The sequence below is a fragment of the Microbacterium sp. UBA7513 genome (assembly GCF_002478345.1).
GTDB lineage: Bacteria > Actinomycetota > Actinomycetes > Actinomycetales > Microbacteriaceae > Microbacterium.
In genome coordinates this window covers 26290-39673 of record NZ_DLNJ01000018.1, presented here as the reverse complement: position 1 = coordinate 39673, position 13384 = coordinate 26290, and the positions used below count along the sequence as shown (strand labels likewise).

Sequence of the window (13384 nt, the reverse complement as noted above, 5' to 3'; positions counted from 1 at the left end):
CCGCCTGAGCTATAGCCCCGTCAACCTCCAGAACTTTACCGGAGTTTCGGCGAAAATCCGAATCGAGAGCGAGGCCCCTCCCCGGGGCCTCGCTCTCGCTCCGTTCACCGACCCGGCTGGATGCTGATGCGGCCCGCGGCGAGAGAGACATCGATCGTGCGCCGCGCACCGGAGGACTCGTCCACGGTGGCGTCGAACGACCCGGCGCTGACGTCCTGCCGGATGCGGTAGTCGACGTCCGGGAGGGTCAGGTTGAGCGACCCGGCGTTCACATCGACGGTGGTCGCGGACGGCCCCTCGCCGGTGAGCTCGACCGTGAGGTCGCCCGCCGCGATCCCGAGGTCCGCCTGCGTCACGCCGTCGAGGAGGACGTCGGCGCGACCGGCGTTCATCTGCACGTCGAACACCTCCGCCGCGCCCGCGATGTCCAGCGATCCCGCATTGACCTGCACCTCCAACGTCCCGAACTCGCCGGACACGTCGAGAGAGCCCGCGTCGAGCGTGAGGTTCGCCCCGAGGTCGGTCCCGCTGAGCTCCTCCGGCAAGGTGAGGACCACGCGCTCCTCCTCGCCGAACCAGTTGCCGAACCACCAGCCGAAGACCGGCTGGGGACTGCGGACGACCATCTGGTCGCCCTCGCGCTCGAAGGTCCAGCCCGTCCCGCGGCCGTTGGCGACCGAGAGCTCGGCCTCGTCGATGTTCGCGAACTCGATGCGGACCATGCTCGCATCCGCGTCGAGGTCGATCGCCGTGAGCCCGTCGACATCGAGCGTCTGGACGGCATCCGCCCGGTTCGACGAGAGGAGGGTACCCGTCGCGGCCACCGCAGCCGTCCCGCCGGCCCCGACGAGAGCGATGCCTCCGACGACGGCGGTGAGGACCAGGATCCCGGTCGCGCCGGACGACCGGCCCGGCTCGGGCGCACCCGGCGCGGGGGACGTCGCCGGCGACGGCGGGGGAGTGAGCGGGGTGTGCCCGCCCTGTGCTCCGGGGTTCTCGGTGGTCATCGTGTGGCTCCTGTCTGGCCGTTCGACGGCGACGTGCCGCCCGTGTTCTCGAGGTGGGCGAGAGCAGCGAGGACGCGGCGGTTGCCCGACTCGCCCTGCTCGAAGCCCAGCTTCTGGAAGATGGAGGTGATGTGCTTCTCGACGCTCGCCTCCGAGAGGAAGAGGAGCCCCGCGATCGCCTGGTTCGACTTCCCCTCCGCGATGAGCGCGAGCACCGTCCGCTCGCGCTCCGTGAGCCGCATCATGCGGTCGTCACGGTTGCGGCGGGTCAGCAGCTGCGCGACGACCTCGGGGTCGAGGACGGTGGCGCCGTCGGCGATCCGCTGCACCGAATCGATGAACTCGGCGACATCCGCCACCCGATCCTTCAGGAGGTAGCCGAGCGGACCGCCCTGCGCGGCGATGAGGTCGGACGCGTAGCGCTCCTCCACGTACTGCGAGAGCACGAGGATGGCGAGCGCCGGGTGCACGGCCCGGAGGTCCAGCGCCGCGCGGATGCCCTCGTCCGTGAACGTCGGCGGGAGCCGCACATCGAGGATGCAGAGGTCCGGGGACGCGGACGCCACAGTGGCTCGGAGATCGGTGGTGTCGGTGAGGGCGGCGACCACCTCGTGACCGGCGTCCTCGAGCAGACGCACAAGCCCCTCGCGCAGGAGGACGGAGTCCTCGCAGATCAGGATGCGCATGGCACGTTCACCTCCAGGCTGGTCGGACCGCCCTGCGGGCTGTCGAGGCGGAAAGTCCCGCCGGCGGCGAGGATCCGGTTGGCGATGCCGTCGAGGCCGCCGCCCGGGAGCACCTGCGCGCCGCCCATGCCGTTGTCCTCGACCCGTGCCCACAGGATGCCCCCCTCGCGGAGGCGGACCGTGACCCGCGCCTCGCTCGCTCGGGAGTGCTTCGCCGCGTTGGTCAGCGACTCGGCGATGGAGAAGTACACCGCCGCCTCCGCCTCCCGCGCCGGCCGCGGAGCCGACGGATCCATCCGCACGTCGAGCTGCACCGGGATGGGGGAGCGGCTGGCGAGCGCGGACAGCGCCGCATCGAGTCCGCGATCATCGAGGACGGACGCGTGGATGCCGCGAGCGAGCTGCCGTAGCTCGGTGATCGCCGCCTTGGTGGAGGTGTGCGCCTCGGAGATCAGGACTTTCGCCGCGGCGGGATCGCTGTCGATCTTCTGCTGGGCGAGCCCGAGAGTCATGCCCACCGAGACGAGTCGGGGCTGGACGCCGTCGTGCAGATCCCGCTCGATGCGGGTGCGCTCGACATCCGCGGCGCGCACGGCTCCCTCCCGCTGGGCGGTGGAGGCCCGCACCCGTTCGGTGAGCTCCGCCTCCCGGGCCCGCGCCACGATGGCCAGGGCCAGGGTCCGCGCCAGGAAGGCGAGGCCGATGATCGCGCCGACCGAGACGACGACACCGAGGATGCCGATGAGCGGGGCCCACGACACCGGGATCTCCGCCCCACCGAACGGCGCCCGGATGGTCTCGGCCGGGGTCAGCGGCGCGAACGCGATGATCGCCGACCACACGAGGGTCCAGAACAGCCGCAGCACGAAGAAGCCGAGAACGGCCGTGATGACGAAGTTCGCGACCGCTCGCCACATCCGACCGTCGATCGACTGCCGGCCGAGGGTACGGAGCCACCCGCCGAACCCGGGGCGCTCACGCGGTCGCAGGCGGAGCGGAACAGTGGGCACCCGGTAGAGGCCGGCGACGCGCTCCACCTCGAACCAGCCGACGCCGAAGAGGGCGTACACCAGTCCCACGAGGAGGAAGACGCCGACGCCGAAGACGATGAGAAGGCCGATCCCCGCTCCGAGGAGCCCGCCGAGCACGCCGATCACGCCGCCGCCGATCACCCCCGCACCCGCCAGGTGCAGGATGGTGAGGGGGAGGCGCAATGGCGGCGAGGCCGCTGCCGCGGAGGCCGGGATCGCAGTCTGTGTGGTCATGGTTCCACGGTAGGGCCGGGCCGCGGCACCGCCCACCGAGGCAACCGGACACTCGCCTTCGGGTTTTCCCTACCGGGTGTGCGGACGAGGAGGATCTGCTTCACTGGGCGCATGACGACGCATGAGAACGAGCCCCACGGTTCGGGCGTGAGTCAGCGCCTCAACTGGCTGCGTGCCGGCGTGCTCGGCGCGAACGACGGGATCGTGTCGGTGGCCTCGCTGGTCGTCGGCGTCGCGGGTGCCACGACGGACAGCGCCGCGCTACTCACCGCTGGCGTCGCGGGTCTCGTCGGCGGCGCGATCTCCATGGCCCTCGGGGAGTACGTCTCGGTGAGCAGTCAGCGCGACAGCGAGCGGGCACTCATCGCCAAGGAGCGCGAAGAGCTGCGGACCATGCCGGCGGAGGAGCTGGCGGAGCTGACCGCGCTCTACCGCCGGCGCGGACTCTCGGAGGAGACGGCTGAGCGGGTGGCGGAGGAGCTCACCGCCCACGACGCCCTCGCCGCACACCTCGAGGTGGAGCTCGGTATCGATCAAAACGATCTGGTCAATCCGTGGCACGCCGCCGCGTCTTCCGCCATCGCGTTCACACTCGGGGCACTCCTCCCGCTCCTCGCGATCCTCCTCCCGCCGCCGGAGGCTCGAGTGCCCGTCACCTTCGTCGCCGTCCTCCTCGCACTCGCGCTCACCGGGACGGTGTCGGCGCGCATCGGCGGTTCGCCCCCGCTCCGCGCCGCGCTCCGGCTGGTGGTCGGTGGAGCGCTGGCGCTGGCCGCGACCTGGCTGATCGGCTCGCTCCTCGGATCCACCGGCGTCGTCTGAGCCCGCACACGCGGAAGGGCGGGTGCCGCAGCACCCGCCCTTCCGTCGACCGTGAGGATCAGTTCGACATGAAGCCGACGAGCAGACCGCCGGTGACCTTCACCGCCAGGTTGTAGATGCCCGCGATCACCGCACCGAGCACCGTGAAGACGATCAGGTTGAGGATCGCCACGACGGCCGCGAATGCCATGACCTGCGGCAGACCCACGAGCTCCGACAGCGGGATGGCGCCGTCGGTGAAGCTGCGCACGAACTCGTCGGCGGTGGACATGATGCCGGTGGCCTGCAGCACGAGGAAGATGAGGAAGAACGACACCATCGTGACGACGGCCAATGCGACCGCTCCCAGGAAGGAGAGCTTCACGGCGGACCAGAAGTCGACGTAGACGAGGCGCAGACGAACCTGCTTACCGCCGGTCTTCCGTGTCGACTTCTTCGCCAGCTTGTCGGCCACTGTGCTCATGCGTCTGTATCCTCGGGTGTCTCAGTCGTCTGGGGGGCCTCGGCATCGGCATCCGGCTCGGTCTCTTCTTCGGTGAGACCACGCTCACCGTTCCGGGCGATGGCGAGGATGCGGTCAGCCTCCGTCGTGCGGGCGAACACCACTCCCATGGTGTCGCGACCCTTGGCGGGGACCTCGGCCACGGCAGAGCGTACCACCTTGCCGCTGGACAGAACCACCAAGACCTCGTCGTCCTCGGACACGATCAGACCGCCCGCGAGAGTGCCCCGATCGTCGTTCAACTTGGCGACCTTGATGCCGTATCCACCGCGTCCCTGGACGCGGTATTCCTCGACGGCGGTGCGCTTGGCGTAGCCCCCGTCGGTGACGACGAACACATACTTGCCTGGTGCGGCGACCGAGGCGGACAGCAGGCTGTCGCCCTCGCGGAACTTCATGCCCTTCACACCGGCGGTGGCGCGACCCATCGGGCGCAGCGCCTCGTCGGTCGCCTGGAACCTCACCGACATGCCCTTGCGGCTGATGAGGAGGATGTCGTCCTCGGCGTTGACGAGGAGAGCGCTGACCAGCTCGTCCTCATCGTTCAGGCGGATGGCGATGACGCCGCCCTGACGGTTGGTGTCGTAGTTGTCGAGACGGGTCTTTTTGACCAGACCGTCGCGCGTGGCGAGGACGAGGTAGTCCGCCACCGCGTAGTCGCGGATGTCGAGGACCTGTGCGATGCTCTCGTCGGGCTGCAGCGCGAGGAGGTTCGCGACGTGCGTGCCCTTCGCGTCGCGCCCGGCCTCCGGCACCTCATACGTCTTCGCGCGGTAGACCCGGCCCTTGTCGGTGAAGAACAGCAGCCAGTGATGGGTCGTGGTGACGAAGAAGTGCTCGACGATGTCGTCGGCGCGCAGCTGGGCGCCCTTGACGCCCTTGCCGCCGCGGTGCTGCGAACGGTAGTTGTCGCTGCGGGTGCGCTTGATGTACCCCTCGCGGGTGACGGTGACGACCATCTCCTCCTCGGCGATGAGGTCTTCCATCGACACATCGCCGTCGAAGCCGTGCAGGATGTGCGTGCGCCGCTCGTCGCCGAACCGGTCGACGATGGCGGTGAGCTCCTCGCGGATGATGGTCCGCTGCCGGCCCTCGTCGGCGAGGATCGCCTTGTAGTCGGCGATGAGCGCTTCGAGCTCGTTCGCCTGGTCGATGATCTTCTGACGCTCCAGCGCGGCGAGGCGACGGAGCTGCATCTGCAGGATGGCATCGGCCTGGATCTCGTCGATGTCGAGGAGCTTCTGCAGACCCTCGTTCGCATCCTGGGTCGTCTGCGACCGGCGGATGAGCGCGATGACCTCGTCGAGCGCGTCGAGCGCCTTCAGATAGCCGCGCAGGATGTGCATGCGCTTCTCGGCCTCGTTCAGGCGGAACTGCGTCCGTCGTACGATGACGTCGATCTGGTGGGCGATCCAGTTCGAGATGAAGCCGTCGATCGCGAGCGTCCGGGGAACGCCGTCGACGATCGCCAGCATGTTCGCGCCGAAGTTCTCCTGCAGCTGCGTGTGCTTGTAGAGGTTGTTCAGCACCACCTTCGCCACGGCATCGCGCTTGAGCACGACGACGAGGCGCTGACCCGTGCGGTCCGAGGACTCGTCGCGGATGTCGGCGATGCCGGTGATCTTGCCGTCGCGCGCGAGGTCGCCGATCTTGACCGCAACGTTGTCGGGGTTCACCTGGTACGGCAGCTCGGTGATGACCAGGCAGGTCCGCCCCTGGATCTCCTCGACGTTGACGACCGCGCGCATCGTGATCGAGCCGCGGCCGGTGCGGTACGCCTCGTGGATGCCCTTCGTGCCGAGGATCTGCGCGCCGGTCGGGAAGTCCGGTCCGGGAATGCGCTGGATCAGCCCGTCGAGCAGCTGCTCGCGGGGGAGGTCCGGGTTGTCCAGCGCCCAGAGCGCGGCATCGGACACCTCGCGGAGGTTGTGCGGCGGGATGTTGGTCGCCATGCCGACCGCGATGCCGACCGAGCCGTTGACGAGGAGGTTCGGGAACCGGGACGGCAGAACCGTCGGCTCCTGGGTCTGGCCGTCGTAGTTGTCGGCGAAGTCGACGGTGTCCTCTTCGATGTCGCGCACCATCTCGAGCGCGAGCGGGGCCATCTTCGTCTCGGTGTACCGCGGTGCCGCCGCGCCCATGTTGCCGGGCGAGCCGAAGTTGCCCTGGCCGAGAGCGAGCGGGTATCGGAGCGACCACGGCTGCACGAGACGGACGAGGGCGTCGTAGATCGCCGAGTCGCCGTGCGGGTGGTACTGACCCATGACCTCGCCGACGACGCGGGCGCACTTGGAGAACGACTTGTCGGGCCGGAATCCGCCGTCGTACATGCCGTAGATCACCCGGCGGTGCACGGGCTTGAGACCGTCGCGGACGTCAGGGAGCGCGCGGCCGACGATGACCGCCATGGCGTAGTCGAGATAGCTGCGCTGCATCTCCGACTGGAGATCGACCTGGTCGATCTTGCCGTGCTCGTGGCCCTCGGTGATGTCGGGGCGTTCTTCGTCAGTCATGTGTCTTTCCTGGTTGGCTGAGCTTGTCGAGGCGTCGGGTCCCCTGGCACACGCTCGAGGACCGCGCGGTGATCAGATGTCGAGGAACCGGACGTCCTTGGCGTTGCGCTGGATGAAGCTCCGACGCGACTCCACGTCCTCGCCCATCAGCACGCTGAAGATCTCGTCCGCGGCGGCGGCGTCCTCGATGGTCACCTGGCGGAGCGTCCGGGTGGTGTGGTCCATCGTGGTCTCCCACAGCTCCTTGGCGTTCATCTCGCCGAGACCCTTGTAGCGCTGGATGCCCGCGTCCTTCGGGATGCGCTTGCCGTTCTCCAGGCCGTAGGCCAGCAGCGCGTCGCGCTCGGCGTCGCTGAACACGTACTCGTGGGCCGCGTTCGACCACTTCAGGCGGTAAAGCGGGGGCATCGCGAGGTACACGAAGCCGGCCTCGATGAGTCCGCGCATGTAGCGGAACAGCAGCGTGAGCAGCAGGGTGGTGATGTGCTGACCGTCGACATCGGCATCGGCCATCAGCACGATCTTGTGGTACCGGGCCTTCTCGATGTCGAACTCCTCGCCGATGCCCGTGCCGAAGGCCTGGATCATCGCCTGGACTTCCTTGTTGCCGAGCGCCTTGTCGAGGCGCGCCCGCTCGACGTTGAGGATCTTGCCGCGCAGGGCGAGGATCGCCTGCGTGTGCGGGTCGCGACCCTGCACCGCCGAGCCGCCGGCCGAGTCTCCCTCCACGAGGAAGATCTCGCTGATCGACGGGTCCTTGCTCGTGCAGTCCTTGAGCTTGTCCGGCATGGCGGCGGACTCGAAGACGCTCTTGCGACGGGCCGTCTCGCGCGCCTTGCGGGCGGCGAGCCGCGCGGTCGCGGCGTCGATCGCCTTGCGGATGACGTTCTTCGCCTGGTTCGGGTTCCGGTCGAACCAATCGCCGAGCTGGTCGCCGACCACCTTCTGCACGAACGCCTTCGCCTCGGTGTTACCGAGCTTCGTCTTGGTCTGCCCCTCGAACTGGGGCTCGCCGAGCTTGATCGAGATGACGGCGGTCAGCCCCTCGCGCACATCGTCGCCGGAGAGGTTGTCGTCCTTCTCCTTGAGGAGGTTGTTCGCACGGGCGTAGCGGTTGACGAGCGTGGTGAGCGCCGCCCGGAAGCCCTCCTCGTGCGTGCCGCCCTCGTGCGTGTTGATCGTGTTCGCGTAGGTGAACACGTTCTCCGTGTAGGACGTGGTCCACTGCATCGCGACCTCGAGGGAGATCTTGCGCGCCGTGTCCTCCGACTCGAAGGCGATGATCTCCTCGTTGACGACCTCGGCGTGGCGCACCTTGTTCAGGTACTCGACGTAGTCGACGAGGCCGCGCTCGTAGAAGAAGACGTCGCTCGGCTGCTTCGTGACCGCCTGGCCGTCTTCCTCGGTCTCGTAGGCCGACTCCGGCCGCTCGTCCGACAGCTCGATGCGCAGTCCCTTGTTGAGGAACGCCATCTGCTGGAACCGGGTGCGGAGCGTGTCGTAGTCGAACTCGACGGTCTCCTGGAAGATCTCCGCGTCCGGCCAGAACGTGATGCTCGTGCCGGTCTGGTCGGTGGCCTCGCCCTTCTCGAGCTTCTGCTGCGGGACGCCGCCGTCGGCGAAGCTGTGCCGCCAGACGAAGCCCTTCTGCTTGACCTCCACGTCGAAACGCGTCGACAGGGCGTTCACGACCGAGGAGCCGACGCCGTGCAGACCGCCGGAGACGGCGTAGGCGCCGCCGCCGAACTTGCCGCCCGCGTGCAGGATCGTGAGCACGACCTCGACGGTCGACTTCGACGGGTCGGACGAGTGCGGGTCGACGGGGATGCCACGACCGTTGTCGACGACGCGCACCCCGCCATCGGCGAGAAGGGTGACGAAGATCGTGTCGGCGTAGCCGGCCAGCGCCTCGTCCACCGAGTTGTCGACGATCTCGTAGACGAGGTGGTGCAGTCCACGTGGCCCGGTCGAGCCGATGTACATGCCGGGGCGCTTGCGCACGGCCTCGAGTCCTTCGAGGATCTGGATCGAGTCGGCGCCGTACTCACCGGGCTGCTGCTTCTTCGGTGCGGGTGCCGCCGATCCTCCGGCCTGTGAGCCCGACGAAGCGTCGTTGTTCGGTTCCGTCTCGTCAGCAGGGGATTCAGGCGTCATCAGAGGGCATTCTCCAGATCGATATCTCGAACTCCCATTCTAGCGGGGTTTCGAGTCGAAATGCCGCTCAACGGCCGCGTGTGGCCCTCTGAGCGTTTCGGACCCCTTGCATGGTGCCCTACCCGTAGGTATCGCGCGGGCCCCGCCCTGGAACGGCTCTGGGACCCCATTTCCACGAGGGGACGTCCGGTCCGATGAAGCGGAGGTTCTCGACTCCCGCTTCCGGATACCGGCGGGAGATCTCGGTGAGGATGGTCGCGCGCATGAACTGGAGGTTCTTCGCCCAGGCCGTGGAATCGCATTTGACAGTGAGCAGCCCGCGTTCGAGCGACACCGGTTCCGAGTGCTTCGCGGTGTCCGCCCCGGCGAGGTCGGCCCACTGGCGGACGAGGTCTTCCCGGGCGAGCGTCGTCTCCCACCCGGACTCGCGGCTGAGGGTGTCGAGGACGGCACCGAGGCTGCCCGGATCGCGTCCAGGGGTGAACGGCGCGTTGTCGTCGTCGACGGTGATCCGTCGTTTGCGCTTCCAGTTCTTGGCGCTCGGCTGGAGTCCCCGCAGTCGAAGGTAGGTGGCGACGGTCTCGGGAGCCTCCGGCGCGGCCGCGCTGTCGGTGAGCACATCAGTCATGACTCGCACCCTCCTCTCCCTGCGATCGGTTCCGTTCGTCGCTGATGGTGCCCGCCGCGATACGGACCACGTGAGCGTGGAGCACGTCGGGGATATCCTCCTCCACCGCCGCGGTGACCACTACCTGCTCGTAGCCTGCGGTGAGGGTGGCGAGTCGCTGGCGCCGATCCGCGTCGAGCTCGGCGAAGACGTCGTCGAGGATGAGCACCGGGTCGCCGGCGGGAGACTCGCTACGCAACAGCTCCGCGGAGGCGAGCCGCAGAGCGAGGGCGACAGACCAGGACTCGCCATGCGAGGCGTAGCCCTTCACGGGGAGGTCGCGGACGCGCAGCACCAGATCGTCGCGATGCGGTCCGGTGAGGGTGAGGCCGCGGTCGAGCTCGTTCGATCGCTTCGCGGCGAGGGAGGCGCGGAACATCTCGGCGATGCGACGGGAGTCCCCGCGCACGTCGTCGACGGGGGCGGAGGCCTCCGTGTCGTCCCGATCGTCGTCGTCCTCCGGATCGCCGCCGGCGACGGACAGCGCCCAGTCCAGCCGCGGCCGGTGATCGGCGCCCGCGATCGCCGCATAGGCATCGGCCACCGGCTGCTGCAGGTCGGCGGCCAACCGCTGCCGCGCGGAGATGATCTCCGATCCGAGGGACACGAGCTTGTCGTCCCAGACGTCCAGGGTGCTCAATGCCTCACCGCGGATGCCGCGCGCCCGTGCCGACTTGAGAAGGGCGTTGCGCTGCTTGAGTACGCGATCGTAGTCGGCCAGTACCGCGGCGAGACGCGGGGTGCGCTGGATGAGGAGCTGGTCGGCGAACCGGCGACGGGCCGACGGGTCGCCCCGGACGATCTGGAGGTCTTCCGGTGCGAACAGCACGACATGCGCATAGCGGGGGAGTTCATTGGTCTTCGACGGGGAGCCGTTGATGCGAGCTTTGTTCGATCCCTGCCGGTTGAGCTGCACCTCGACCAGCACGCGCCGCTCGCCGTGGGAGAGCCGCGCCCGGATGACGGCGAAGTCCTGGCCGTCCCGCACCATTGGAGCGTCGGTGGACACGCGGTGCGACCCGAGCGTCGCGAGGAAGACCACCGCCTCGGCGAGGTTCGTCTTGCCCTGACCGTTCCGCCCGACGAGGACGTTGGGCCCTCGGTGCAGGGCGAGTTCCGCGGTCGCGTAATTGCGGAAATCGACCAGGCTGAGGTGCTCCACAATCACGGAGCCAGCCTACCTTCCGGGTCGGACACTCCCTCGGGGCGAGTGCTCGCGCTCAGCGCAGGAGCAGGTTGGGCTGCAGCAGGTACTTGAACGAGTCCAGGCCGGCCTGGTCGACCGAGGTCTGGCTGGTGATGAGGACCGGGCTGAGCTTGTTGGCGTTGTCGCTGGAGGTGAACGTGACCCGCACGAACTCGCTCTTGACCGCGCCGAGGGCTTCGATGAGGTACTGCGGGTTGAGCCCCAGCGTCACCTCGTCGCCACCGGAGAGGATCGCGTCGACCGACTCGGACGCGCGGGCGTGCTCGCTGCCCGAGGCATCCATGGTGACGCTGTCGGTCGAGAACGTGAAGCGCAGCGGCGCGGCACGGTCGAGCACGAGGGACACACGGCGCACGGCCTCGATGAGGTCGGCGGTGTTGACGACGGCGTAGTGATCGGTCTGCTCCGGGAAGAGGCGGCGGACCGGGGGGAAGTTGCCCTTGATGAGGAGCGAGGTCACGGTCTTGTTGCCGGCGGTGAACGCGATGATCTCGCGGTCCCCGGCCCCCGAGAAGGCGATCTGGATCGTGCCGGCGTGACCGAAGGTCTTCCCGACCTCGACGAGGGTGCGAGCGGGGACGAGTGCGGTGGCCTCGACGGCCTCGCCGTCCCACGGCACATCGCGGAGCGAGACCCGGTACCGGTCGGTGGCGACGAGGCTGAGCGTGTGGCCGGTCACCTCGAGCTGGACACCCGTCAGCACGGGAGTCACATCGTCGCGGGATGCCGCGAAGCCGACCTGCGCGATCGCGGTGCCGAACTCGTCGGCCGGGACGACGCCGGATGATCCGGACACCTCGGGGATCGACGGGTATTCCTCGACCGGCATGGCGGCGAGCGTGAAGCGCGCCGAGCCGCAGGTAACGGCGATCCCGCCGTCATCCTCGACGGCGATCTCGATGGGAGCGTTCGGGAGGCGGCTCGCGATGTCCGAGAGCAGACGGCCGTGGACGAGGATCGTCCCCGGGGTCTCGACGGTCGCCTCGATCGTCGTCCGCGCGGAAGCCTCGTAGTCGAACGCCGAGAGCGTGAGTCCGGAGCCGTCGGCCTCGATCAGGACGCCGGCGAGGATCGGCTGCGGATTGCGCTGGGGGAGCAGCTTGACGACGAAGGACACAGCCTCGCTGAAGACATCGCGGTTGACCTGAAACCTCACGGGTGCTCCCTTGTCGTCGAACATGACGGGTCGTCGTCGGGTCCTGCCAGTGCAGGGAATCCCATGCTAGCCCCACAGTCCTGCGCTTCCCTACGCCGGAGGTCTTGTCATGCCTCGGACGGTTCTCCCCACCGTCTGGTGATCGGATCGCACCCTGAATGACTTAACTCCTTAACGGTGTTAACACCTGTGGATACTGTGGATAAGTCGGTGGAAAGCAAGCGCGAGTAGGGAACTACACACTTGTCACTTGTGGAGACCCTGAGGAATCCGCGGGTGGACGAGGGTCCATCGCGATTCGACCGTCCCGTGGTTATCCACAGGTTTCTCCGATCGACCCACACCTGCGTCGGCGCGTTCCACGGTCATCCACAAGTTATCCACATGTGCATAGACGCATTTATCCGGCGATCAGGGCCCTGTCAAACGCCGAAGGGACGCCGTCCGGTGTCGGATGGCGTCCCTCTCGTGCGCGCAGGCGTCAGCGACGACCGAGCTGCGTGGTGATCTCGGTCACCTGGTTGTAGATGGAGCGACGCTCTTTCATGAGCTCGCTGATCTTCTTGTAGGCATACATGACCGTGGTGTGGTCGCGGTTGCCGAAGAGCTGGCCGATCTTCGGGAGCGAGAGGCTGGTCCGTTCACGACAGAGGTACATGGCGATCTGCCGGGCGGTGGCGATCTGCTGCGAGCGGCTGGAGCCGTACAGATCGTCGACCGTGAGCTTGAAGTACTGTGCGGTCGCCGTGATGATGTCGGTCGGCGAGATGATGTTGTCCTCGGCCGTGTCAATGATGTCCCGCAGGACGGTCTGGGCGAGGGAGATGTCGAGGGCCGAACGGTTCAAGCTCGCGAACGCCGACACCCGGATGAGTGCTCCCTCCAGCTCGCGGATGTTCGAGGACACGACCGTGGCGATGTACTCGAGCACCTCGTCGGGGATGTGGAGAGCCTCGCTCTGCGCCTTCTTCCGCAGGATGGCGATACGCGTCTCGAGATCGGGTGCCTGCACGTCGGTGATGAGGCCCCACTCGAATCGGCTGCGCATGCGGTCCTCGAAGCCCGTGAGGTGCTTCGGCGCGACATCGCTGGTGATCACGACCTGCTTGTTGTGATCGTGCAGCGTGTTGAACGTGTGGAAGAACGCCTCCTGCGTCTCCGCACGCCCCTGGAGGAACTGGATGTCGTCGATGAGGAGGATGTCCACCTCGCGGTACCGGGCTTGGAAGGCGGCGCCGCGGTTGTTGGCGATGGAGTTGATGAAGTCGTTCGTGAACTCCTCGCTGGAGACGTAGCGCACCTTGACCCCGGCGTAGAGGGACTGCGCGTAGTCGCCGATGGCGTGCAGGAGGTGGGTCTTGCCCAGTCCGGAGTCGCCGTAGATGAACAGCGGGTTGTAGGCCTT

Annotated in this window: 11 protein-coding genes; 1 reads left to right on the top strand and 10 read right to left on the bottom strand. The window is 67.9% G+C overall.

Translation table 11 applies throughout. From position 1 onward, the window contains the following. Window positions 1-104: 104 nt before the first annotated feature. From B2W79_RS09975 to B2W79_RS09965, 3 genes are read right to left on the bottom strand one after another with little or no spacing between them, the layout of a single operon-like run. Window positions 105-1007 carry a DUF4097 family beta strand repeat-containing protein gene (locus tag B2W79_RS09975; RefSeq protein ID WP_292789145.1) on the bottom strand — a complete coding sequence of 301 codons (903 nt, stop codon included), beginning with the start codon at window positions 1005-1007 and terminating at the stop codon, window positions 105-107. Continuing rightward, complete coding sequence (locus B2W79_RS09970; RefSeq protein ID WP_292789142.1) at window positions 1004-1693, bottom strand: LuxR C-terminal-related transcriptional regulator; 690 nt, start codon at window positions 1691-1693, stop codon at window positions 1004-1006. Before B2W79_RS09970 ends, B2W79_RS09975 begins: the two co-directional genes overlap by 4 nt. After that, a complete protein-coding gene (locus B2W79_RS09965; RefSeq protein ID WP_292789139.1) occupies window positions 1681-2958 on the bottom strand; it encodes a sensor histidine kinase in 1278 nt (425 codons plus the stop codon). The genes B2W79_RS09970 and B2W79_RS09965 overlap by 13 nt, the downstream gene beginning before the upstream one ends. A gap of 111 nt (window positions 2959-3069) precedes the next feature. Between B2W79_RS09965 and B2W79_RS09960 the strand changes: the two genes are divergently transcribed. Continuing rightward, window positions 3070-3780: a VIT1/CCC1 transporter family protein gene (locus B2W79_RS09960; protein ID WP_292789136.1), complete on the top strand. Its 711-nt coding sequence runs from the start codon at window positions 3070-3072 to the stop codon at window positions 3778-3780. Between the two features lie 58 nt (window positions 3781-3838). Here the strand turns inward: B2W79_RS09960 and B2W79_RS09955 are convergent, their stop codons facing one another. The 7 genes from B2W79_RS09955 to dnaA form a co-directional block, all read right to left on the bottom strand. Next, window positions 3839-4243 carry a DUF3566 domain-containing protein gene (locus B2W79_RS09955; protein ID WP_071329764.1) on the bottom strand — a complete coding sequence of 135 codons (405 nt, stop codon included), beginning with the start codon at window positions 4241-4243 and terminating at the stop codon, window positions 3839-3841. Beyond that, window positions 4240-6795: a DNA gyrase subunit A gene (gene gyrA / locus B2W79_RS09950; RefSeq protein ID WP_025102876.1), complete on the bottom strand. Its 2556-nt coding sequence runs from the start codon at window positions 6793-6795 to the stop codon at window positions 4240-4242. The genes B2W79_RS09955 and gyrA overlap by 4 nt, the downstream gene beginning before the upstream one ends. A gap of 72 nt (window positions 6796-6867) precedes the next feature. Continuing rightward, window positions 6868-8949 (bottom strand): DNA topoisomerase (ATP-hydrolyzing) subunit B, encoded by a 2082-nt coding sequence (gene gyrB / locus B2W79_RS09945; RefSeq protein WP_292789132.1) that lies wholly within the window; start codon window positions 8947-8949, stop codon window positions 6868-6870. Window positions 8950-9067: 118 nt separating this feature from the next. After that, a complete protein-coding gene (locus tag B2W79_RS09940) occupies window positions 9068-9577 on the bottom strand; it encodes a DUF721 domain-containing protein (RefSeq protein WP_292789129.1) in 510 nt (169 codons plus the stop codon). After that, the gene (recF, locus tag B2W79_RS09935; protein WP_071329767.1) at window positions 9570-10784 is read right to left on the bottom strand and encodes a DNA replication/repair protein RecF; all 1215 of its coding nucleotides are present in this window, start codon (window positions 10782-10784) and stop codon (window positions 9570-9572) included. The genes B2W79_RS09940 and recF overlap by 8 nt, the downstream gene beginning before the upstream one ends. Window positions 10785-10836: 52 nt before the next feature. Continuing rightward, complete coding sequence (dnaN, locus tag B2W79_RS09930; protein ID WP_025102872.1) at window positions 10837-11979, bottom strand: DNA polymerase III subunit beta; 1143 nt, start codon at window positions 11977-11979, stop codon at window positions 10837-10839. 481 nt (window positions 11980-12460) lie between these two features. Continuing rightward, window positions 12461-13384 (bottom strand): chromosomal replication initiator protein DnaA (gene dnaA, locus B2W79_RS09925; RefSeq protein ID WP_292789122.1); only part of this gene is annotated, 924 nt, incomplete at its 5' end.

Bases quoted from the DNA above. Each gene is read 5' to 3' on its own strand.
- B2W79_RS09975 (WP_292789145.1), bottom strand. From the start codon at position 1,007: ATGACCACCGAGAACCCCGGAGCACAGGGCGGGCACACCCCGCTCACT.
- B2W79_RS09970 (WP_292789142.1), bottom strand. From the start codon at position 1,693: ATGCGCATCCTGATCTGCGAGGACTCCGTCCTCCTGCGCGAGGGGCTT.
- B2W79_RS09965 (WP_292789139.1), bottom strand. From the start codon at position 2,958: ATGACCACACAGACTGCGATCCCGGCCTCCGCGGCAGCGGCCTCGCCG.
- B2W79_RS09960 (WP_292789136.1), top strand. From the start codon at position 3,070: ATGACGACGCATGAGAACGAGCCCCACGGTTCGGGCGTGAGTCAGCGC.
- B2W79_RS09955 (WP_071329764.1), bottom strand. From the start codon at position 4,243: ATGAGCACAGTGGCCGACAAGCTGGCGAAGAAGTCGACACGGAAGACC.
- gyrA (WP_025102876.1), bottom strand. From the start codon at position 6,795: ATGACTGACGAAGAACGCCCCGACATCACCGAGGGCCACGAGCACGGC.
- gyrB (WP_292789132.1), bottom strand. From the start codon at position 8,949: ATGACGCCTGAATCCCCTGCTGACGAGACGGAACCGAACAACGACGCT.
- B2W79_RS09940 (WP_292789129.1), bottom strand. From the start codon at position 9,577: ATGACTGATGTGCTCACCGACAGCGCGGCCGCGCCGGAGGCTCCCGAG.